25 protein-coding genes are annotated in these 21,523 nt (G+C 41.7%); 12 read left to right on the top strand and 13 right to left on the bottom strand.

The genetic code is table 11. The features are described 5' to 3' along the window. Positions 1-591: 591 nt before the first annotated feature. Positions 592-765 carry an aspartyl-phosphate phosphatase Spo0E family protein gene (locus HBHAL_RS20700; protein ID WP_014642015.1) on the bottom strand — a complete coding sequence of 58 codons (174 nt, stop codon included), beginning with the start codon at positions 763-765 and terminating at the stop codon, positions 592-594. Positions 766-974: 209 nt separating this feature from the next. Between HBHAL_RS20700 and HBHAL_RS03755 the strand changes: the two genes are divergently transcribed. After that, positions 975-1,355, top strand: a complete 381-nt coding sequence (locus tag HBHAL_RS03755) for a RidA family protein (protein WP_014642014.1) — start codon at positions 975-977, stop codon at positions 1,353-1,355. 33 nt (positions 1,356-1,388) lie between these two features. Here the strand turns inward: HBHAL_RS03755 and HBHAL_RS03750 are convergent, their stop codons facing one another. Beyond that, entirely contained in the window at positions 1,389-1,619 is a 231-nt protein-coding gene (locus tag HBHAL_RS03750) for an excisionase family DNA-binding protein (RefSeq protein WP_014642013.1), read from the bottom strand. Between the two features lie 320 nt (positions 1,620-1,939). Here HBHAL_RS03750 and HBHAL_RS03745 point away from each other — a divergent pair, with 320 nt between their 5' ends. From HBHAL_RS03745 to HBHAL_RS03725, 5 genes are all read left to right on the top strand, one after another. After that, positions 1,940-2,797: a DUF1206 domain-containing protein gene (locus HBHAL_RS03745; RefSeq protein ID WP_014642012.1), complete on the top strand. Its 858-nt coding sequence runs from the start codon at positions 1,940-1,942 to the stop codon at positions 2,795-2,797. Between the two features lie 232 nt (positions 2,798-3,029). After that, on the top strand, positions 3,030-3,485 hold the full coding sequence (locus HBHAL_RS03740) for a hypothetical protein (RefSeq protein ID WP_014642011.1): 456 nt from the start codon (positions 3,030-3,032) through the stop codon (positions 3,483-3,485). Positions 3,486-3,597: 112 nt separating this feature from the next. Further along, a complete protein-coding gene (locus tag HBHAL_RS03735) occupies positions 3,598-4,344 on the top strand; it encodes a hypothetical protein (protein WP_014642010.1) in 747 nt (248 codons plus the stop codon). 61 nt (positions 4,345-4,405) lie between these two features. Then, positions 4,406-5,227: an STAS domain-containing protein gene (locus tag HBHAL_RS03730; protein WP_014642009.1), complete on the top strand. Its 822-nt coding sequence runs from the start codon at positions 4,406-4,408 to the stop codon at positions 5,225-5,227. Between the two features lie 30 nt (positions 5,228-5,257). Then, the gene (locus HBHAL_RS03725; protein ID WP_014642008.1) at positions 5,258-6,268 is read left to right on the top strand and encodes a Gfo/Idh/MocA family protein; all 1,011 of its coding nucleotides are present in this window, start codon (positions 5,258-5,260) and stop codon (positions 6,266-6,268) included. A 48-nt stretch (positions 6,269-6,316) separates the two neighbouring features. Here the strand turns inward: HBHAL_RS03725 and HBHAL_RS03720 are convergent, their stop codons facing one another. Next, the gene (locus HBHAL_RS03720) at positions 6,317-6,802 is read right to left on the bottom strand and encodes a GNAT family N-acetyltransferase (protein WP_014642007.1); all 486 of its coding nucleotides are present in this window, start codon (positions 6,800-6,802) and stop codon (positions 6,317-6,319) included. 195 nt (positions 6,803-6,997) lie between these two features. Between HBHAL_RS03720 and HBHAL_RS03715 the strand changes: the two genes are divergently transcribed. After that, entirely contained in the window at positions 6,998-8,521 is a 1,524-nt protein-coding gene (locus tag HBHAL_RS03715) for a BCCT family transporter (RefSeq protein ID WP_014642006.1), read from the top strand. 701 nt (positions 8,522-9,222) lie between these two features. After that, a complete protein-coding gene (locus tag HBHAL_RS03710; RefSeq protein ID WP_145955984.1) occupies positions 9,223-9,525 on the top strand; it encodes an efflux RND transporter permease subunit in 303 nt (100 codons plus the stop codon). Positions 9,526-9,601: 76 nt separating this feature from the next. On the opposite strand, the gene rpsN is transcribed toward HBHAL_RS03710, so the two are convergent. Beyond that, on the bottom strand, positions 9,602-9,871 hold the full coding sequence (rpsN, locus tag HBHAL_RS03705) for a 30S ribosomal protein S14 (protein WP_014642004.1): 270 nt from the start codon (positions 9,869-9,871) through the stop codon (positions 9,602-9,604). A 261-nt stretch (positions 9,872-10,132) separates the two neighbouring features. Between rpsN and HBHAL_RS03700 the strand changes: the two genes are divergently transcribed. After that, positions 10,133-11,380, top strand: a complete 1,248-nt coding sequence (locus tag HBHAL_RS03700; RefSeq protein WP_014642003.1) for a cytochrome P450 — start codon at positions 10,133-10,135, stop codon at positions 11,378-11,380. 57 nt (positions 11,381-11,437) lie between these two features. Here the strand turns inward: HBHAL_RS03700 and HBHAL_RS03695 are convergent. Continuing rightward, positions 11,438-12,597 (bottom strand): IS3-like element ISHaha4 family transposase gene (locus HBHAL_RS03695; RefSeq protein WP_087946024.1). Its coding sequence is split into 2 segments (ribosomal slippage): positions 11,438-12,312 and positions 12,312-12,597, totalling 1,161 coding nucleotides; the frame shifts between segments, so codons are not numbered across the junction. Between the two features lie 719 nt (positions 12,598-13,316). Beyond that, complete coding sequence (locus HBHAL_RS03685; RefSeq protein WP_014642002.1) at positions 13,317-14,387, bottom strand: AI-2E family transporter; 1,071 nt, start codon at positions 14,385-14,387, stop codon at positions 13,317-13,319. Positions 14,388-14,827: 440 nt separating this feature from the next. Here HBHAL_RS03685 and HBHAL_RS20695 point away from each other — a divergent pair, with 440 nt between their 5' ends. Both HBHAL_RS20695 and HBHAL_RS03680 read left to right on the top strand, forming a co-directional pair. After that, the gene (locus tag HBHAL_RS20695) at positions 14,828-14,989 is read left to right on the top strand and encodes a Fur-regulated basic protein FbpA (RefSeq protein ID WP_145955983.1); all 162 of its coding nucleotides are present in this window, start codon (positions 14,828-14,830) and stop codon (positions 14,987-14,989) included. 48 nt (positions 14,990-15,037) lie between these two features. Then, positions 15,038-15,340: a MerR family transcriptional regulator gene (locus HBHAL_RS03680; protein ID WP_014642000.1), complete on the top strand. Its 303-nt coding sequence runs from the start codon at positions 15,038-15,040 to the stop codon at positions 15,338-15,340. Positions 15,341-15,566: 226 nt separating this feature from the next. On the opposite strand, the gene HBHAL_RS03675 is transcribed toward HBHAL_RS03680, so the two are convergent. After that, entirely contained in the window at positions 15,567-15,989 is a 423-nt protein-coding gene (locus tag HBHAL_RS03675; protein WP_014641999.1) for a DUF1801 domain-containing protein, read from the bottom strand. Positions 15,990-16,169: 180 nt separating this feature from the next. Here HBHAL_RS03675 and HBHAL_RS03670 point away from each other — a divergent pair, with 180 nt between their 5' ends. Next, complete coding sequence (locus HBHAL_RS03670; RefSeq protein ID WP_014641998.1) at positions 16,170-16,973, top strand: alpha/beta hydrolase family protein; 804 nt, start codon at positions 16,170-16,172, stop codon at positions 16,971-16,973. A 91-nt stretch (positions 16,974-17,064) separates the two neighbouring features. Here the strand turns inward: HBHAL_RS03670 and HBHAL_RS03665 are convergent, their stop codons facing one another. The 6 genes from HBHAL_RS03665 to nagB all read right to left on the bottom strand — a co-directional run bounded on the left by HBHAL_RS03665 (position 17,065) and on the right by nagB (position 21,523). Then, positions 17,065-17,700, bottom strand: a complete 636-nt coding sequence (locus HBHAL_RS03665; RefSeq protein WP_014641997.1) for an NAD(P)-dependent oxidoreductase — start codon at positions 17,698-17,700, stop codon at positions 17,065-17,067. Then, entirely contained in the window at positions 17,697-18,560 is an 864-nt protein-coding gene (locus HBHAL_RS03660; protein WP_014641996.1) for an SDR family oxidoreductase, read from the bottom strand. The genes HBHAL_RS03665 and HBHAL_RS03660 overlap by 4 nt, the downstream gene beginning before the upstream one ends. A gap of 37 nt (positions 18,561-18,597) precedes the next feature. Continuing rightward, positions 18,598-19,164: a TetR/AcrR family transcriptional regulator gene (locus HBHAL_RS03655; protein WP_014641995.1), complete on the bottom strand. Its 567-nt coding sequence runs from the start codon at positions 19,162-19,164 to the stop codon at positions 18,598-18,600. 146 nt (positions 19,165-19,310) lie between these two features. Continuing rightward, complete coding sequence (locus HBHAL_RS03650; protein WP_014641994.1) at positions 19,311-20,033, bottom strand: sugar isomerase domain-containing protein; 723 nt, start codon at positions 20,031-20,033, stop codon at positions 19,311-19,313. A gap of 13 nt (positions 20,034-20,046) precedes the next feature. Beyond that, a complete protein-coding gene (gene phnF / locus HBHAL_RS03645) occupies positions 20,047-20,772 on the bottom strand; it encodes a phosphonate metabolism transcriptional regulator PhnF (protein ID WP_014641993.1) in 726 nt (241 codons plus the stop codon). A 4-nt stretch (positions 20,773-20,776) separates the two neighbouring features. Next, positions 20,777-21,523, bottom strand: a complete 747-nt coding sequence (nagB, locus tag HBHAL_RS03640) for a glucosamine-6-phosphate deaminase (RefSeq protein ID WP_014641992.1) — start codon at positions 21,521-21,523, stop codon at positions 20,777-20,779.

Raw genomic sequence — 21,523 nt, 5'->3', positions numbered from 1 at the left:
ATTCGATGTTGTCTTATCGTACAGAAGTGAGGGAAGTCTCACTAGCCGCTAGGTGCTGGAGTTGAATAGCTCTCCTTGTGGTTTGTGTTCTGATTTTCGAGTAAGACTAAAAAAGTGTAAGAATGGTATGAACATGATCGGCGAGACCCCGCAGAGCTTGCTCTAGGAAGCTCAGCACAAGGGGGGATGTTCGACTAAGGTTTCCACGTCCTGTGGCATCGTCGATCTACCTTACGTCTTGTAGGGCCGCAGGAAAGCGAGTTGTTTCCGTAGCCGCCCTCATCTATTGTTTGCAACGGACCCCAACTATCTCGAAATCAAATCTTCAAGTTTCGGGAACTTTTCTGTAAAATCAAGTTGGTGATTTTACAGTGCCTCCTCTTATAAAAAATGAACACTCTAATTATTCGAATTTGCTCAAAAAAATACCTTTCCAGATTGGAAAGGTTTTGTCGATAAATTAAAACTGCCACTTCAATGGAAAATGGTTAAGTTTCCCGCAGTCGTTTTTATACGACCATTGAAGTGGCATTAACCTAAACCTACCACAGCTCAATCTATACATCAAGCTTATTAGGTAAGGAAAGCTCCCTACTCTTGATTGGTTGGAAGATTGTGTTTGTATTTTCCGAATTTATTTAATAAGTCATCCAGCTCTTGGGAGATTTCAACAAGTTCATCATCGGTAGGATTCTGGTTGTAAATTTCATACATACGAATTCTAAGTTCTTCAATCTGTTTCTCTAAGCGTGCTTTGTAATCCAAACTTCCACTCCCTTCCTGGAATTCATTTTCCCCAGGTCCTCCCCCTTAAACTTACTATTAAAAGATTTAATGTTAAATTTAATTACAAAAAACCTTTGCCGTATGCAGGAAAGTTGTCGATTATTGCCCAGGGAATAAATAGATCTATTTCTGATTTTTTTCATCTCGTGTTAGGATAGATTCATCTTTACAGTATAGGAGTGACTTTTATGTTTAAGCCCATTCAGACAGATCATGCACCTGCCGCAATTGGTCCCTATTCCCAGGCTAGTGACCTCGGTAATTTAGTATTTATTTCAGGACAGATTCCACTTGACCCAGTTTCTATGGAGTTTGTATCAGACGACGTTCAGGACCAGACTCATCAAGTAATGAAAAATATCGGAGCAATCCTGGAAGAAGCCGGACTGTCTTATAAGAATTTAGTGAAGATGAATATTTATCTGGATTCAATGGATGACTTCGTAACGGTAAATGACATCTATGCAAGCTATTTAAGCGAGCCTTATCCTGCACGTGCTGCTGTCGAGGTCAGCCGACTTCCTAAAGGCGCTAAAGTAGAAATTGAAGCCATTGCATCCCGCCAATAAAGAAAAAGCAGAGCCTTGGAAGCTCTGCTTTTTTTAATCTTCATCTTTTACATCAGGGTCTTCTGGAATAGGTTCATTTAAATAATCTTGAATCATTTCCCGGTATTTCTCCATCTGTTCAACATGAGTACTAAATTGATTCTTATTAACAAGGTACTGTTCACCATCATAAACGGCTCGGATTTTATTCACCCGAATCATCTTTAGCACATATTCTTCTGGTAAATCTAAAAATTCGGCTGTTTCTGTTAGGGTTAAATACACGTTTACACCTTCTTTTCTCTAATTTTATTATAAGGTATCAAAAAATAAATCATAACCCTTCATCACCATTTTTTCTGAAAAATGGCTTCCTTCCTGGATTAGTCTTTTCATGTACAAACGACGTTGCGGTCCTGGACGTACTTGCCTTTTTACAGCCTCTCCTTTTCAGAACACAGGGCTTTTATTTTTTAAATTAGCAGGTATGATTCATTGCCAAATATTTGATTATAATTTTATCACCCTTTTTAGTTTCTATATTACAATAATAGGGAAACTCTTATTTGAAACCCTAGAAAAATTACTAAGCGAGGTGTTCGATCATGAGTTCTACTGCATCTTCTAATGCGCAGAAAGCCAAAGATGCTAAAGAGGAAATAAAACCGTGGATCAGACGGCTGGCACGATTCGGGTATATGGCTAAAGGTGTTGTTTATGCCCTTGTAGGAATCCTTGCCTTTATGGCTGCTATCGGTGTGGGCGGTAAGACGACAGGTACTTCCGGCATGCTGAGATCCTTAGCAGGTGTTCCTTCAGGCAATATCATTTTATGGATTATTGGAATTGGACTTATATGTTACATTGTCTGGGTTTTTATAAAGGCTATCAAAGACCCTACAAATGAGGGTACAGGTGCCAAAGGAATTATTTCCAGAGTCGGTTATATGGTGAGCGGTGTCGTATATGGAGCTCTGGCCCTCAACGCCATTAACATTGCTTCCAGTGCTGGAAGCAGCAGTGGAGGTGGAGGTTCCAAGCAGACAATGTCTGCCAAATTGCTGGCACAACCGTTTGGAGCCTGGATTATAGGAGCTATTGGAGTCATTATTATTGGATATGGTCTTTATGAATTCATTGGAGGGGCAACGCAGAAGTTCCTGAAGAAATTCAGAACCGGAGAAATGGATCACCACGAATATAATGTTGCTAGAAAATCAGGTACCGCGGGACTAATCGCACGTGGTTCTGTTCTCGGCCTCATTGGTTATTTCTTCGTACAAACCGCCCTTACTCACAATCCAGATCAGGCAAAAGGGCTTGACGGCGCCCTGTCTGAAGTAGCTCAGAACCCGTTCGGTCAATGGATTCTGGGTGTGGTGGCCGCAGGACTAATCCTTTATGGAATTTACCAGATCATACGAGGACGCTACGAGCATATGAGCTTTGGTAAGAGAAAATAAAACATTAAAAAAAGCCTTCCCATTCAAGATGGGAAGGCTTTTCTGATATATTGCCGCGAATGTACCGACGACCACATTCGTCGTTTAGCTTTTAAAGCTCATACTTCGTCTTACGCAAACAGCTCATCGCATAACTACTATACCACTGATTACCGAATATGACAATAGCCGTGCTTTGTCGTCACCTCATATGCTATACTAAACAAATTAATACATGGTTCAGGAGGCTCTCATGCTAACATTTGAAGAAAAAGTATCCATCATTGAAGAATTTGATGAATTGGACAAAAAAGAAGTATCTTTAGGACGTTTAAATTTTCATTTCGAAGAAAGTAAATATGATAAAAAAATTGTCGTCTACCGTCTGCATCCTAATGGAAATGGTTTTGTATATACGGGAGAATTAGAAGATTATCCGACGGATCAAAAAGGTATGACCAACATTAAAGATTATGAAGCGGAAGACTTAAGAGCCATTATCCGGCAATCCATTGACTCCCTCGCGATGACTCAGGCAGAGAAGAATCCGGTCATGGAAGAATGGTTAAATCAGCACGATCATGCTCTCATTCTTATGAGAGAAGATGACGGGTATAACGTATACGCAGAAGAACAGCTTGAAGGTACCTTCAATTCCTACGAAGAAGCCGTGAACTTTTTGGAGCAAGAAGGATTCAGCCGTCTGTAAGATGGGTATTTGAAACTGAGGGCATATCTGCCCGCCGAATCGCAATTCCATTATCTTGGGCATACACTATTCTACATTCCTTAAGGTGTCCCAAAAAATGGAGGAGCAGATAATGAATAGATACGTGTATAACCAGAATGAATGGCGGTCAGGATATCGGTATTTTGTCACAGCTCATGCCCAGGGGGATGTGAATGGTGACCATATCCAGGATCACATCTACCTGACAGGACAAAAGCTAGAAGACAGCCCTTATGTTACCCACGTTACTTTAGTAATACAGGACGGGTTTTCAAACCGGCTTTACCACATTCCCCTCCCAACCAGTCAGGGTTACCAGCCCAGGATTTTCCTTGGAGATTTCACAGGTAATGGAATAGACGATATCTTAATAAGCATAAACTCTGGCGGCAGCGGAGGATTCGGTTATTTCTACCTCTATTCCTTCGTAAATAATCAAGCCGTCCTGCTGTTTGATTACGAAAAGTTTAATGAATGGTTTGAATATGCAGTTACCTACAAAGATCAATACCGAGTAGAAATTGTCAATCAAACGCTTCAGCTATCTTATTCAATTGACCTCAGTAATCGTGATTCAAAATATTTAGCAGAAATCTATAATGAAAACGGAACGCTAAAACAGCCTTTGAATGGATGGGTTTCGGGATTAAATCAACTCTACCCCATTGATTTTGATGGCAACGGTGTATATGATCTCTATGCTTTGCAGCGAGTCATCGGCAGGTATAGCGCCGACCAGCTCGGACTGATTCAGACACCTTTAGCTTTTAGAAATGGAATTTTTAAACCGTTTTTTCACACTCAATATGCTGCTGTACCAGGTGTAAAAGGGGAATGAATCCCCCTTTTTACACCCGTATAAGTGACTTATTTTTATTTACAAATGGGAGGATAACAATATGGCAAATCTTAATGAAAAAATGGCCGATTATTTCAGCGAACATCAAACTGTACTCGTCAACGAACTTTTACCCCACACACTTGATCAACTTGGGATTGATTATACTGAAAAAGATCTAAATTACCACTTTGATATGCTTCGCCGGCTGTTAGACCGTGTAGCCAAAAGTTTACTGAGAACGGATGAAGAGACAACGGCTGCGGAAATCGGTTATGACTCCGATAACTACTTCTATCAAAAAGGTGTTCTATTAAAACAAACCATCGATGTTCTCAGCGTTTTCCGACTTTCTTTACTTAAACATATGCGCACAACCGACTTGGTCAAGGTGGGAAAAGTAGAAGAAGGATTTCTAGTTTCCGAACAAATTGTCTATGCCTTTGATGCAGCGATTCGGGCAACTACTGATAATTATAATAAAACCAAAGAAAAAGAGCATGCCGAAATGGAAAAACATTTAAATGCCATCTCTACCCCTGTGGTTCTAATCAACCATCATCAAGCCGTCCTCCCGCTTGTAGGAGAATTCTCACAAGACAGGTTCGAGGTAGTCATGGATCAAACGTTACATAAAGTTAAAGAACACAGTCTCCATATCCTTTTCATTGATTTTTCAGGTATTGCAGACTTTGATACGATCTTTATTAATGATCTGTTTAACTTAACCCGGACCATTGAACTTCTTGGGACACGCACGGTATTGACTGGCATCCGCACGGAAATGGCGATGGCTGCTATTCAGGCAGGAATGAACTTTGATCAGTTGGAAACCTATAGCGACCTGCGCCAGGCGCTTGAATCAATAAACCAGGGAGATTAAGAGATTTTTGAAGTGCAAGGAGGAAGAATTATGTTGCGAGTGGCTCTTTTAAGTAAGTGGCATGTGCACGCTATCGACTATGCGGCACAGGCTCAAGATAATCCCAATATTACAATCTCAGCCGTATGGGATGAGGATCCCGCGAGAGGTAAAGAGTGGGCAGAGAAATTGGAAGTTCCATTTGTCCAGGATCTTAAAATTCTCCTTTCTGATCCAGACATTGATGCGGTAATTATTGCATCCCCTACGAACCAGCACAAGAACCTGATTTTAGCGGCTGCTAAACATGGCAAGCATATTTTCACAGAAAAAGTATTAGCATTTTCTGTAGCAGACTGTGAACAAATTTTTTCCGCAGTAGACGCGGCAGGTGTTGAACTGATGGTCTCCCTCCCCCGTTTGGCCGATGACTATTTTATCTACGCAGAGCAAGCCGTGAATCAGGGACTGCTTGGTCAATTAACGATGGTAAGATGCCGTGCGGCTCACAATGGAGCCGTTCCCTCTGATGCAGCCCCTTCAGGCTGGCTTCCTGATACATTCTTCAATCCCACTCAATGCGGAGGCGGGGCTATGATTGACCTCGGTGCCCATCCTATTTATCTAGCAAACCGGTTATTAGGTACGCCTTCCGCGGTTACTGGACACCTTCAGCAATTAACAGAACGGGGTGTCGATGATCAGTCAGTAGCAGTAGTTGAATATACCAACCAGGCTATGGCCGTTCTTGAGACCAGTTTTATTTCTTCGAAAAGCCCGTTCCAGCTCGAGTTATATGGAACGGAAGGCACGCTTATGATTGAGAACAAAGAAATTCGAATTAAGAGCACAAAACTGGATACAGAAGAATGGACGAAGCCTGCCAAAGTTCCTGGATACCCTCTTCCTATAAACCAATGGGCAGCAGCTATTGAAGAAAGAACCACCCCTTCCATCACTAGAACTGATGCATGGAATTTAACTCTAATCAACCAGGGAGCAGCTTTATCACAAAAAAGAAAAAGACGGGTTGATTTGCAAGAACTGACTCCTTCGAAATAAAAAACGCTCTGTCTCATACAATCGGTACATGAGGCAGAGCGGGATTTTTTAAAGATCACGCACAAGAGTCACTAATTTCCGCTGTTGATTTTTGTACCATTCAGCCGAAGATTCCCCTGTATAGACGAATTTATTCTTCTGAAAGAAATGTAAGCTTCTTTCATTATCATCATAGACTTCCACATACACCCGATCAACATACCTACACTGTTTAACTTCTATTAAAAATAGATTCAGAGCCCTGGTTCCAATGCCCTGATCTCTCTGAGAAGCTAGTAAAATTCCGAGATAATTTTTATCTCCATCATAGAAAAGCTCTATTTTTCCAAGAAGTTCACCATTTACTTCCACAGCTTTTATAAAATATTGGGGCTTCTCTCCACGAAAGTATTTCGCAAAAGAATTTAAAAAAAGTTCATATGTTCTCGGGTGTTCAATCCCTGTATTCATCTGAATCTCTTTATCAAGCTCCCATAAGTACATGTGCTGCAAATGAGATTTTTGAATACTAACGATTTGAACGGTCTCAAGCATTTCAGCCACCTCCTAAAAATATGGAGCAAAAGCTATTTTTCTAAATGTAACACGAAACTTTTCCTGCATCTACCAGTCCAAATCTACTAATTATTGGTTTGATTGGGAGGTCGTTAGGGAAGCGATAGATATACTTATATAATATCAGGGCCCGTTTTACACATTTACAATTACCCCTACATACGAGGTGACGATATGAAAAACGTAACGACTGTATTTTGGAGTGCACTGGCTATCTGTGCACTGGTAGTAGGATGGGGTTCCGTTGCTCCAGAGAATTTGGAGACGGTCACGACCGAAACCACTACCTTTATTGCTAATCGATTTGGCTGGTATTATTTATTAATTGTAATGGTCATTTTTCTGTTTTGTGTCTATTTAACTTTCTCTAAAATTGGACACCTGAAATTAGGAAAGAAGACTGAAAAACCCGAGTTCCCTCTACCCACCTGGTTCGCTATGCTCTTTAGTGCAGGAATGGGCATGGGACTCGTATTCTGGACAACTTCTGAACCCATTGCACACGCCTTTAAAAATGCCCCTGAAGCTGAAGTAGGTTCGGATGAAGCTATAAAGGAAGCATTGCAATACTCATTCTTTCATTGGGGTGTCAGTGCCTGGGCTGTTTATGGATTGGTAGCACTTGTGCTCGCCTATTTTAAATTCCATAAAGGGTATCCTGGTCTCGTAAGCGCGACCCTCATTCCTTTGCTTGGTGAAAAAAGTATGAAAGGAATATTGGGAAAAGCCATCGATACATTAGCCGTAGTAGCTACTGTGTTCGGTGTTGCTGCTACGCTTGGTTTTGGTACCGCTCAAATTAATCAAGGACTTTCCTTTTTATTCAATGTACCTGCAAACTTTACTTTTCAATTAATTATTCTTACGGTCTCCACTGCCTTATTTATATTCTCTGCCTGGAGCGGGATTAGTAAAGGTATTAAATATTTAAGTAACATCAACATGGTTCTCGCGGTAGCTTTGTTAGTCTTATTATTTATAGTGGGACCAACTCAGTATATTTTGAATATGTTCACCAATACGCTTGGCAGTTATATTACGAATTTCGTTTCCATGAGTTTCAATGTGGCCCCCCTCAATGAAGGAAATCGTACCTGGATTAATGACTGGACCATCTTTTATTGGGCCTGGTGGGTGTCGTGGTCCCCGTTTGTCGGGATCTTCATTGCAAGAATCTCGCGCGGGCGCACCATCCGGGAGTTCATGGCAGGAGTGCTGCTGGTGCCTTCGCTGATCTGTTTTGTTTTCTTTACTGTCTTCGGCGTCTCGGCGCTTAACCTTGAACAGTATGGTATAGCAACCATATCGGATTATTCACTGGAGACAGCTACTTTCGCCGTTTTACAGGAATATCCTTTAGGTGTACTCATGTCGTTTATTACAATTTTCGTTATCGCGATTTTCTTTATAACATCAGCAGATTCAGCTACCTTTGTACTAGGCATGTTATCCACTTCAGGAGCACTTAACCCTTCAGGAATGGTTAAAATTACCTGGGGACTGGCGCTTTCCGGCATGGCTGCTATCATTATTTATTTTGGAGGGACACAGGGACTGCAAAATATGTTAATCATAGCCGCCCTCCCATTCTCTATTGTTCTGCTCATGATGGGGGCTTCCTTCTTTAAAGCGGCCCGACAGGAAACAGCCGCAGAAAAGAAAAAAACTTCATCTAAAAAAATGAGTGCTACTTCTTAAGCCTCGTCATTTTCTCCCCCAGGTAAGCAAACCTAAGCTTACCTGGGATGTTTTATGTTCTATTTTCCAGTTAGCTATGTTAATAGAGGCAGTTTATTTTTTTAATAAGACTTATTAAACAATAGGGCCGGTAACTGTAAGACTTGACTTCGAGATAATTTGGGTCCGTTACGATATTTGGAGAAGGGCTGGTGGGGAAATAACTCGCTTTCCTATGGGGGAACGGTGAGCTTCCTCGCTCGTTTCACTCCCTGCGGGATCTCACCTAGTTCCTTCTCCCATGGGAGTCTCGCCATTTCCCCACCACGCCAGCTTTATTAGGAAGAACGGCCCCTTCGGAAAAAGAGAATTCTGTTCTCCTTAACCTGGCTGGAATGCTTATATAACAGGCTCTATCCCATAGTTTCAGCCTGATAAAAGGATAAAGCTCATGTAGTATTTCTTCTCAAGCGGTGAAGGATAAAGCCGTTTCGAGCTTCTGATTTGGCAAAGTCCGGAGGGGGATGATGTAGACTCCTGTGGGATAAAAATGACAGGGGAGACCCCGGAAGGCGAATGCCTGAGGAGGCTCCTCGCATTCCCACGGAAAGCGAAATCATCCCCCGAAGGACTGTCCTCTCAGTCTAAATATCTCGGAACTGAGTCTTACAGAAAAGGGAGCTTTTCTGTAAAGGAGACTTGGTAGTTTTAATAGAAACTTTCTGTTAAATACGTCTCACGGAAAAGGTTATGTAGTTGAAGAATCGCTTGTAGAAGCAGGAAAAAATCGTGTACGTCCTATATTTATGACCAGCCTCACAACGGCAGGCGGCATGCTCCCTCTCGCTACAGGGTCTGCCGGTAATTATCAGGCCCCTATGGCTACCTTCATTATTTCTGGATTACTTTTTGCTACCGTCATTAGCCTGGTGCTTATCCCTGCTGTGTATCGCCTATTCTCAAAAACCGAACGTAAGGAACACAAGGATATGGAAACTTCTCCAATTAATACAACTGCAGGTTAATAAAAGCTATGTATAGAGGCAGGCACGGACGAGACCGCGTCTGCCTTTCATCTCTCCTACAGAGAAATGTACCGGATTACCAACTGGCTTTTTTCACACCAGGAATTTGACCTTTATGAGCCAGTTCTCGGAAAGCAATACGAGACATATCAAACTTTCTCATATACCCTCTAGGACGGCCCGATAGTTCACACCGCCTTTTCACACGCGTTGGCGATGAATCACGAGGAAGCTTACGCAGAGCATCATAATCCCCTTTTTCTTTAAGCTCACGTCGCTTCTCAGCATAAAACACTGTCATCTCTTCACGCTTTTTCTCTTTAGCGATTTTGGATTTCTTAGCCATATGGTTTATTCACCCTTTCTATAAATTAGTAATTTCTATCAGTTCAATCATTTCTGGCTTTCACCATCTGTTACGATCCAGCAACTTCCTGGTGCAGTAACTAAATAGTAACGATTACGATTTTAAATGTATCATTACTTATAGTCAAGGTATTGAACTCCCGGCCTCCACTTTTTAACAAATTAGTTTCCTTAACTGGTTTACTCTGTCTGTTAAAAAGGAATCTTTATTATTACACCCTTATTGAAAAGGAGACTACATATGACGGTAAAAGTACCGAAAGACAGGACAATAGATAATACACTCGCGATATTCAAGGATGGTTATGAATTTATTTCTAAACGCGTTCAAAACAATCACCTGGATGTTTACGAAACGAGGGTTCTCGGAGAAAAGGTCGCCCTTCTAAGCGGTGAAGAAGGAGCAAAGCTCTTCTACGATACTAATCGAATGAACCGTAAAAACGCTCTTCCTGGCCGCGTTCTGAAAACTCTTTTTGGAGAAGACGCTATTCAGACAATGGATGGAAAAGCTCATACTCACCGTAAGCTTTTGTTCATGTCCTTAATGACGCCTGAAGCACTGGCTTCTTTAAAAGTTATCACAAACAAACACTGGGATCAGTTCGCAAACAAATGGGAAGGCAAGAAAAAAGTAGTGCTGTACGATGAAACACGAGAGCTGCTATGCCGTACAGCCTGTGAATGGGCAGGAGTACCTTTAAAGGAAAAGGAAGTGGAAAAACGGACCCGCGATTTAAGTAACATGATCGATGGTTTCAGCGCTGTCGGCCCTAAACATATAGAAAGCCGAAGAGCACGTAAACGTACGGAAAAATGGATTGAAGATTTAATTCTAGACGTTCGTGAAGGAAAACAGCAAGCCCAAAAAGGTACAGCTATCTACGAGATGGCTATGCATAAAGACCTGCACGGAAATCCTTTGGATGCTCGAATGGCTGCCATTGAACTGATTAACGTCATTCGTCCCCTTGTAGCTATATCCAAATTTATTACTTTTGGAGCTCTTGCTTTCTATCAATTCCCTCGAACAATTGCAAAAGCAGCCAATGAGGATGATTATCTCTTAAGATTTACTCAGGAGGTTCGTCGTTATTATCCTTTCGTTCCTTTCCTCGGCGCAAGAGTCGATCATGACTTTACATGGCAGCAGTATGATTTTAAAGAGGGGCAGCTCGTTATGATTGATATTTATGGAACAAACCACGACCCTCGATTATGGGAAAATCCTGATGAGTTTATTCCAGATCGTTTCCTGAACTGGAATGGAGGCTTATATGATCTCATTCCACAAGGAGGCGGTGACTATTATAAAGGCCATCGTTGCCCAGGGGAGCAACCGACGATTGAAATTTTGAAAACCAGTTTCCGCTATATGACGAACCATCTTGATTATGAGGTGCCGAAACAGGATTACAGTTATAGTTTAAGAAAAATGCCAGCCTTACCGAAAAGTGGATTCATTATTAAAAACGTCCACCGCCAATAAAAATAAGCCCGGATTCCTTCATGGAGTGCCACAGTAAAATAAGACTCAATAAAACACCTAGGCTGCCATTACTCTGAATTCAATTGGAGTTTGGCAGTTTAGTTTTTGAAAAGGTCGACAATAATTGTAGTAATACATGTACGTATCGATTTTTGAGCGTACGGTATGATGATCTATTTTTCCTCGGTCCAGAGGACTGAATTCTTCCGATTTTATCGTGGAGTGGAAGGATTCGATGACGGCATTATCAAAGCAGTTCCCCCGTCGGGACATGCTTGTGATAATGCCTCTTTTTTTGGCCTCTTCTTGAAATTCATAGGACGTGTACTGCGAACCTTGATCGCTATGAAGGATCACTTCATAGACGTCACGTCCTTCGCAAGCTTTCCTCAACGTATCTAATACGAAGGACGTATCTTGTTTATCACTGATCGTGTACGCGAGGATTTCGTTGTTGTATAAGTCCATAATCGTTGATAAATATAACATTTTCTCTCCGTAAGGAAGATAGGTAATATCTGTTACCCATTTTTCATTAGGTCTCGTAGACGTAAAGTTTCTCTCTAAATAATTCGGTACCACAATCTTACTTTCCCCTGCGATATAACACTGTCTCTTTGGTTTTACGCGACATTGAATATGGTATTTCTGCATGATTTTTTGAACGGTATTTCGATTGAGTTTGATTTGGTATTCCTTACGTAAGAGGTCACGGACCATACGGTGTCCCACTCTAAATTTTAGATCTTCACATAGCTCAATGATCTTCTTCTCCAGGACCGACGGTCCCCATGACTTTCCCCGCCAGCGATAATAGGTGGCTTTAGCTATACCAAAGCATTCACAAATATCTTTCACAGGATACTTGTGCTTAAATGTTTCTACGATTTGGATGAATACTTCTGGAACCACTTCCTTTCGATTTCCTGGTACTTTTCCAACAGTTCTTCTCTCATATCATAATAGGCAATCTTTTTCTTCAGTTGGGTCATTTCATCCTCGTCTTCCGGCCCTTTCCCGTGAGAATATTGTTTCCCTATAGGCTGAGCAAACCGGTGGTTTTCCCCATTTCTAAACCATTTCATCCACGTTTTAATCTGGGACTTATTCTTAATTCCAAACATGTCCATCAACTCTTGATTCGTGTGATTCCCTTCTAATTTTAATTGAACTACTTTCTTTTTTACTTCTTCGGGATAGTGAACTTTTTTACCCATAAGAAAAACACCTCCAAGTGTAGTATTACAACTTTGAAGGTGTTTTATTACGTCTCATTTTTCTAGGTCACTCTATTCATGAGGAACCGGGCTTTTTTTATGCTTTACCTCTATTAAACCTCCGCGTTGCTTTTAAAGTAAAGCTCCCGTTTGTGTAAGACTCAGTATCGAGATAACTTGGGTCGGTCGCCAAAAAAGGATGAGGGAGGTTACGGAAACAACTCGCTTTCCTAGGGGGAACGGTGAGCTTCCTCGCTCGTTTCACTCCCTGCGGGATCTCACCTAGTCCCTTCTCCCGTGGAAGTCTCGTCGTTTCCTTCGCCGCCCGAAAGATAGCTCATGAGCGGACCCTGCTATAGGAGAAAGGAGCCATGCTGCATCTGCCTCAAATGCTTATATAACAGGGTTCCTACACGTAAACACACGTGAAAACCAGTGTGGATCTCGTTCATTGGAAGGCGATTATGGGAAGATTTTCGAGCTCTCCATAAACGCAAAGGGGCGGAAGGGAACGGCGAAGACTCCTGCGGGATGAACATGATCGGTGAGATCCCGCGGGGCTGTTAAGACCGAGGAAGCTCACCACATGCCCGCGGAAAGCAAGCCGGTCCCCGGAGCCCCTTTCTCCAGAAAATATCTCGAAACTGAGTCTGACACAATCCGGCCCTTTAACTTAATAAGTCTTTTATGAAAAAATCAACCACAAACTTTAATAGAGCCTATGCTTTAAGTCCTGTGTCCACTTTATAGAACTTATAGAGATCTTTTATTACAACTTTAACCACTGAGTACAACGGAACAGCGATCAGCATTCCTATAAACCCATACAACGGGGCAGCTACAACCAGCAGCAGAATAATCGTTAAAGGATGGATGTGAAGCCGGCTGCCAAGTACGACAGGGGCTACAAGATTTCCTTCAAGCTGCTGCACGATAATTAACGTGAGAATAACATATATGGCCATTTGCGGATCCTGCATAAGAGCAACAACAATCGCGGGAATCGCACCAATTATCGGACCGATAAAAGGTACAATGGCTGTTACAGTTACAAAAATACCCAGTATAAGGGCATAGTCCAGTCCAATGATTAAATACCCAATGTAAGACAGGATACCATCCACCAGGGCTACAGTCACTTGTCCTATAATGTAAGCGGCAAGTGTGCGGTCCACGTCCCTTAGAAGACCTTTCCCTTCTTTTTGATGTCCTTTCGGAAGTCTGTTTCCAATAAACGGGATTAATTTATGACCGTCCTTCAATAGAAAGAACAAAACAAAAGGCACAATGATTAAAACAGTGGCCGCACCCGTGACTGCAGACACAATCCCCGTAATATTATCCAGAATTCCTTGAATCATATCTCCAAAGAATTGATTGGCCTTATGGGTAAGGGATTGGCCGGAAAGCATTCCCATATCATTTTCCTGAATCTTTTGCTCAGCCTCTTTGGCAGCGCTTTTCATCTTGTCAGGCAATTGAGAAATATTGTTTACTTGTTTTTTTAATGTTCCTGCAAGCAAAACATAAGCCGCATAAAGAATCCCTGCTATTCCAGCAAATACCGTAAGAATGGAAACAGGGCGAGGGAAAAACTTACTTTTTGATAATAATTCTACCAGCGGCCGTATCAGATAAAACAAAAATCCGGCAATTAGAAATGGGTAGAAAAGGGTTCCGATCACGGTTCGGATCGGTTTAAAGAATTCTAACAAATTCAAAAAGAAAATACATATTAACACTAGTATAATAGCGGTTAAATATTTGAAAAAAGGATGTTTAATCCACATAGGCACTCTCCTAACATTTTTACTTACTTTATCTTCCTTTAACACATTCACTATTTCAGAATAAGATAAACAGCTAAATTAAAAAAAACCGTATTTTTTGAGGTTCTTTTCAGACATTATGTTTTTATACTAAAAAACTTCATAACCTATATGGGAATTTTAAATAAAAGCTCCTTTGTTAAAACTCCCTAAAGAGATTCAACCCCAATCAGGCGGAACACGGTTAGATTTATCTTTTGCGTTATTTAATGTTAGATTTAATAACATGTCAGATATTATATGTTAGGTTTTCTAACATAAAGAGTGACAAAAAGTTGTGGATGTTTTATCCTAAGGATAATTCACGAAAAGAAAACGGCATCGATCTTCAACTATTTGCTTTTTCTTTTCAACCGTAAAGCTTTTAAAAAATTCCAAATCTGAATGTTGAGGTGGGCCTTATGAAAAATCATTTACGTGATGCAGTAGAAACCATGAAAGAGCATTATATCCAGAGGTTAATTAATTCAGGGGTGGTTCAGTCTACGGATGAGGCTTTACAAACGTTGACATTAACTCAACTGGAAGCGTTAGTAAAACGCCTCGATCAGCCGCGTCCCTGAATTCACAGCAGGAGACCTTTGTTTAGAAACGTTCAAGGAGGAGAAAAGATGTCTTCTTACAAGGATAAAAAAGTAATCTCTATAGGGACGGTGAATGAATTAACGGGCTTATCCCTCCGGCAGATACGATACTACGAGGAACGAGAGTTAATCTTCCCTGAAAGAACTAAAAGAGGTACTAGAAAGTATTCTTTTGCTGATGTGGAAGTTCTGCTTCAAATTGCAGACAAGCGTGAAGAAGGCGTTCAAACGTATGAGATTAGAAAAGATATGCTGCGGTCCGGTGACAAGGAAAAGGTAATTGAGCGTATGCTGCGGGGGCAGATTAACGCTCATTTCAAAATGAAATAGACGTTTCAAAAACGAGATAATGATTGGATGCTCCTCCAAATGTTATCTCGTAATTTTTGAGCTTTACCACTCTTAAAGTCTCTGATTAAAGAACATAGAATTAATCCGTTTCCTCTTACATAACTTACGCATTCTTGCTAGAATATTGCTCCTTTTATATTAAATAATTACCGGGAAATACCGCCAACTGTGACATTAAATCTCCCTCCCGATACTGGAAGAACTTTTATTCATTAGAGTAAAGGCTTTGCAGGTGGTTGATCGAAGCACGAATCAACTCTTTCAAAACTTCCTCGTTAATGTCTTCCACATTATTAATATAAACACAGGCTTTCCCTGTCGTATGCTTGCCGAATTTTTTTAACAATTCTTCCCGGCGAGTCTCTCCCGGTGAAAAGTATAAACTGATCTTCGCCTTACGAGGGGAAAATCCTACAAGCGGAGCATCGCCTTCATGACCAGAGGCATATTTGTAATGATAAGACCCAAATCCAATAATACTGCTCCCCCACATTTTCGCTTCATGCCCAGTGGTTTCGGTGAAAATATCCAGGAGCCGGTAAGCATCTTCACGTTTTTTAGGCTTCTCCACAGTTTCAATAAACGCTAGTACACTCTCATCATTTTCCTTGGTTTTTAATTCATACATCTTTTTTCTCCCCCTTCATTTGGTTATGTTTATTTTATCATAACCGAACGGGAGAGTATCTTTCGTGGTCAGCGTTTCCCCCCTAAAACTTTTGTAGTTTCACCCTCCATGGAATAAAATACTAGTAGAGTTTCGCTCGTTTGTTTTTAGAGCAATCCATTATTTATAAGGAGTGTAACTATGGAAAGAATAGCTTATGGAACAAATGAAAACCAGTTTGGGGAATTGCGCCTTCCAGAGGGAGACGGACCACATCCAGTAGCTGTGGTCATCCACGGTGGTTTTTGGAAAAAACATTTCGGTCTCGAAATAATGAATGATGCCGCTGAAAGTTTAACTTCTCAAGGCTTTGCCACTTGGAATATTGAATACCGCCGGGTTGGACAGGAAGGCGGGGCATGGCCTGGAACTCTTAAGGATGCCGCTGAAGCCTGCGACTACCTGTCTCAGCTTTCCAACTCTAATTCTCTTGATCTCAAAAAAGTAATAACCATCGGTCACTCAGCAGGAGGGCACCTGGCCCTTTGGCTAGCCGGCAGACATCGTCTTTCTGAAGATAGTGAGCTTGTTACAAGCACTTCTCCCCTTCCGATTGCTGCCGCTGTAAGTTTAGCAGGGGTAAACGACTTGCGCCGTATGTATGAGGTTCATCATAGAAGGGACACTTCCCTTTCCCTGCAGCCTGCCAATCCAACAGCGGAACTGCTTGGGGGCGCTCCCGATGAATACCCTAAACGATACAGGGAAGCCAATCCTGTAGAACTTTTGCCCCTTCATGTACCTCAAGTCATTGTACATGGTTCTATGGATATTAATGTTCCCGTTGGTAGTAGTGATCACTACTACCAGATGGCAGAAAATTTGGGAGACTTCATTAAGTACGTAAAACTTCCTGAAGATGAACATTTTATGCTTACGGATACTTCCTCTCAAGCATGGGAGACGATTTTGGAAGAAATGGATTTACTTAAGAAGCATGTGTAATAGAATTTTGAAAATCCGCCTCAGAAAAAGGCGGATTTTCTATGGACTCGTTCAGATCAAAGCACCGATTCAATAATAGTAATTCTTTTACCTATTTGGAACCAATCAGCGGATACTCTTTAATATACTGAGGATTTTCCAGTTCTTCCAGCATAAAATGGGCTACATCCTCCCGGGAAATCATCGGCTTAGTAAATTTAAAATAACCCGTTTGATACTGTTTAGTGAGCTCTCCTTCTGTCAGCCTTGGCGCTCTGACAATGGTCCAATCTAAGTCTTTTTGAGCCAGGTAATTTTTTTGGTTCACAGAATCCTGCCATAGATCTTTGGCCATCAACTTTAAGGCTGTGCCAAACAGCCGGCTCATGGCTCCCTGCTTCACATCCTGTTCCACAGCTACTCCGGCCCCTGTTAAGCTTATGATCCGGTTAATGCTATGTGCCTGCATGGATCTTGCTATATTGGCCGCTGACTGAGTGAGCAGATCTTTAGGATTATTTTTAGTGTGACCCAGCACACTCAAAACTGCATCCTGCCCCGCGGCAGCTCGCTCTATATCTTCGTACGTAAGAACACTTCCTTCCAGGATACGAAGATTTTCCTCATGAGGAATAACCAGCTTGTGCTTTCCTCTTACAAAAGCTGTTACTTCGTGGCCTCTTTCAAGAGCCTGTCTGACTAAGGGATGGCCAGTACGGCCGCTCGCTCCAAAAATGATAACTTTCATGAATGTTTCTCCTTCGTAATCCATTCGGATTGATAATCCATGATATATCGATGTAAAGAGGCAGGCTGCTCGTGGGTTACTTTTTCATAATCGCGTTTAATTCCTCCCGCAAGTCCTAATTTAGTCGGAGCGTGCACACCAACAACTACGTTCACAAACTTTTCATCCACGCCGCGGCTCAGCATCGTCTTCTTAAATTGTTTAACTGTAGGGTTCTCATAATAAATCGGGAGCTTTAGTATTTGAGTCATTTGGGAAGCAACTTCAAAAAAATCAAGAGACTCAGTTCCAGTAACCACATATTTTTGAAAGCGATGTTCATCAGAATCTTTAAGGGAAATAGCGGCTATATGAGCCACATCCCGCGCATCTACAAAACTGGTTTTTCCTTTTCCGGCAGGTACAAAGATCCGGTGATTTTCCCTGAGTTCAGTTCGAAGGAAATCGTTAAGATTCTGCATAAAATATCCGGCTCGAACAAACGTGTAAGGAATACCAGATTTCTTGATCGTCTTTTCATTCTTATAATGAGGAACAAAAGGCATGTACTGAACGTCCTTTAAGGAAAGATAGACGATATGCTGGATATGATTCCGACGTGCAGCTTCTACAAACTGTTCAAATTGGATGCCTTTTCCAGGAGGATACATAAGAAATACGCGATCTTTTCCACTAAGGGCCTTTTCAAAGCTTTTGGGCTTTGATAAATCGAGCTCTACAAAATCAAATTCATCCCCATATCGTTTTTTAGCTTTTTCTACGTCTCTTACGGCACATTGAATAGGTAACTGGAAGGTTTTCAGCTTCTTAGCTACTTCATGCCCTACCTTTCCTGTAAAACCTGTTACTAAAATGGTCATACTTTCCACGCCCTTCTATCAAGTAAAGGTGTTCTCCTTACTTCAGCAGCACAGGTATCTGATCTGCCACTAACCGTAACGGGGACTTACTTTTTGTAGTGAACGACACTAGAAAAGCTCCTTCAATCATAGAGTTAATCAGAACCCCCAGTTCCTCTGCTCTTTTTTCGGCATAGCCATTGTCCTTTAGCTTCCTTGCAAACGCTTGTTGGAACTGTTCATAAGCGGCATGACAAGCCTGCCTGATCGGCTCGCTTGCGTGTGTGGTTTCAAGAGCAACGGCGGCCACAGGGACACCACTCGTCCCTCCATCCTTCACGGCTTGATCCGCCAAATCGTTAATCAGATGCTGAATTGCTTTAACAGGCTCCTCCTGTCTTTTAAGCCCCCTTTCAATCCTATCCGTTACTTTAGCTGCGGTAAGATGAACAGCTTCAATCGCCAGCTGTTCTTTTCCATTTGGAAAATAATAATACAACGATCCTTTCGGCGCACCGCTCTCTTTGGTAATCTGATTCAAACCGGTGCCGTGATAACCTTGAGTCTGGAATAACCTTGAAGCTGTTTGAACTAACTTAGTCCGGGAATTTTCTTTCCTATTCATAAACGTACCACCTTTTAATTATACCAATCGGTCTATATATATTTATTATAACTCTTTTTATTTTTTTAGCCAGTAAAAAAACCCCTGCCTGTTATCAGCAAAGGTTTCTGTAAACAATATTGCGAGTGGGGAACATGGATACATGGTTAAAAACTTATGCGGTCCTTATACGTTTCCACAAGTTCAGAATTATGTTCTTGAACGCCTTCTAAGTTGCCGCTCAGAAAGATGGGTGGGGTTTCTCCAAGATCTCTGTAACTAAGAATTACTTGGGCTAACAAGCTCTGCAGTAAAGCGGTTCCGATGACGGAAGACATAGGGGCAAATGCCTGAGACACGCCTTCCGCTTCCTGTGAAGTGTCTCCTGCCCGTATTTGAGTATCCACGACTTCCTCAACGACTTCTTCCAGTCGTTTACCTGACGGATGTCGGGAAGGGAAGTTATCTGCGTAATCCATGGACAACATGCCGATCACATAAGCCCCTTTTTCACGTGCATAAATAGCCGCATCAATGGGGGCAGGGTTACGTCCAGATGTTGAGATAACAAGAAAGACATCTCCTTCACGAATATCCTCTTTTTCTAAATAACTTTGGATAAAGCCTGGCTGCTTTTCATATTGACTGGATTTCACTGCTCCTTTATGAAGCATCAGCGGCTCCACTAAAATAGGACGAACCGGCACCAGACCACCCGCTCTGTAATAAGGTTCCTGCGCGATGAGACCGGAGTGGCCGCAGCCAAACACATGAATAACTCCTTTATTCTTCAGACGGTGAGCGATCTCTCTACTAATGGAATTCAGTTGTTCGCCTGTGTCTCTGTCCAATCGTTCCAATCGTTCCGCTGCTTGTAATAAATAACTCATAACTAGCCTCTCCTTAACCGCGGGTAATATCACTTGAGAATTTATAACGGTCCGCACGATAGGATGATTTAACTACCTCAAATGGCGTGCCATCTTCAAGAAAGCTGTGTCTTTCTATGTGAAGAACTGCAGAGCCAAGAGGGATTTCAAGTAGGGAAGACTGATCTTCGTTGGCAATGGTTGCTTCAATGATTTGGCTGGCTTTTTTTATTTTCTGTCGTTTATTTTTCTCTACATAATCATAGAGGGATCCCCGTACATCTTCTTTATTCAGATTAGGAAACATAGCCACGGGCAGGAAGTTGGTTTCAATAGCCATAGGCTTTTGATCGGCATATCGTATTCTTTGCAGACGATAAATCTCTTCATCTTCTTCGATTTCCAGTTTCCGGGAAATCTCCCCGCTTGCCATCACTTTCTCAAAATTCAGCAGCTTACTGCTGGCTGTCATCCCTCGTGTTTTCATGTCCTCTGTAAAGCTCGTTAAACCTTTTAGAGACTGTTCGATTTTGTTCTCAGCTATAAATGTTCCTCTGCCTTTCTCTCTGTAAATAACTCCTTCATTAACCAGATTGGTAATCGCTTGTCTGACCGTCATTCGGCTGACATCGTAGTTTTCTGACAGAATACGTTCAGATGGAATCATATCGTTAGGCTGATACTCCCCATCTGATATCCTCTGTTTAATACTCTCTTCAATTTGGTAATAAATAGGAAGCGGCGACTTTTTATCAATCATGACTCTATTCGTCTCCTCTCAGGTACTCTACCTTTTTATAAGCTTCTTTATCTACAAGTAACGTAACATCCTCGTGGTAGCAAAGGGCAGACGCTGGCATATCTTCACTAGGCGGCTCTTCTAATAAACTCCTTATAGCTTCCGCTTTATTTTCTCCAGAAGCAAGCAGAAGAATTTTTTTGCTTTTTAAAATGGACTGGATGCCCATGGTAATGGCTTTTCTGGGCACATTTTCGAGCGATTCAAAAAATCTGGCATTGGCTTTTCTTGTGGATTCAGCAAGTTCGATCATGTGGGTTTCACTTTTAAATGAGGTATGGGGTTCATTAAATCCAATGTGGCCATTCTGCCCGATTCCTAAAATCTGTAGATCAGGCGGCCCGATCTGGTCAATCAACAGTTCATAACGTCTGCACTCGTCTTCCAAATCTTCGGCCAACCCATTAGGAATATACGTGCGGGCTGGATTGATATTAATCTTATCAAATAAATGCTTTTTCATAAAAAAATGGTAGCTTTGCGGATCTTTTTCTCCAAGACCCACATATTCATCTAAATTGATCGTGGAGATATGACGGTAATCCACTGATCTTCTCCTATACCCTTCTACCATTTCGTGATAGGTTTGAAGAGGCGTACTTCCTGTAGCAAGACCGAGAACAGCTGCAGGATTACGAGTTACCTCATCTTCTATCATCCCGCAGGCTTTCTGACTTAAAGATTGGTAGTCTTGAGAGACCCATATTTCCAC

This window comes from Halobacillus halophilus DSM 2266 (assembly GCF_000284515.1).
Classification (GTDB): domain Bacteria; phylum Bacillota; class Bacilli; order Bacillales; family Halobacillaceae; genus Halobacillus; species Halobacillus halophilus.
The sequence above is the reverse complement of the archived record's forward strand: the minus strand, read 5'-3'. Positions and strand labels throughout refer to the sequence as shown.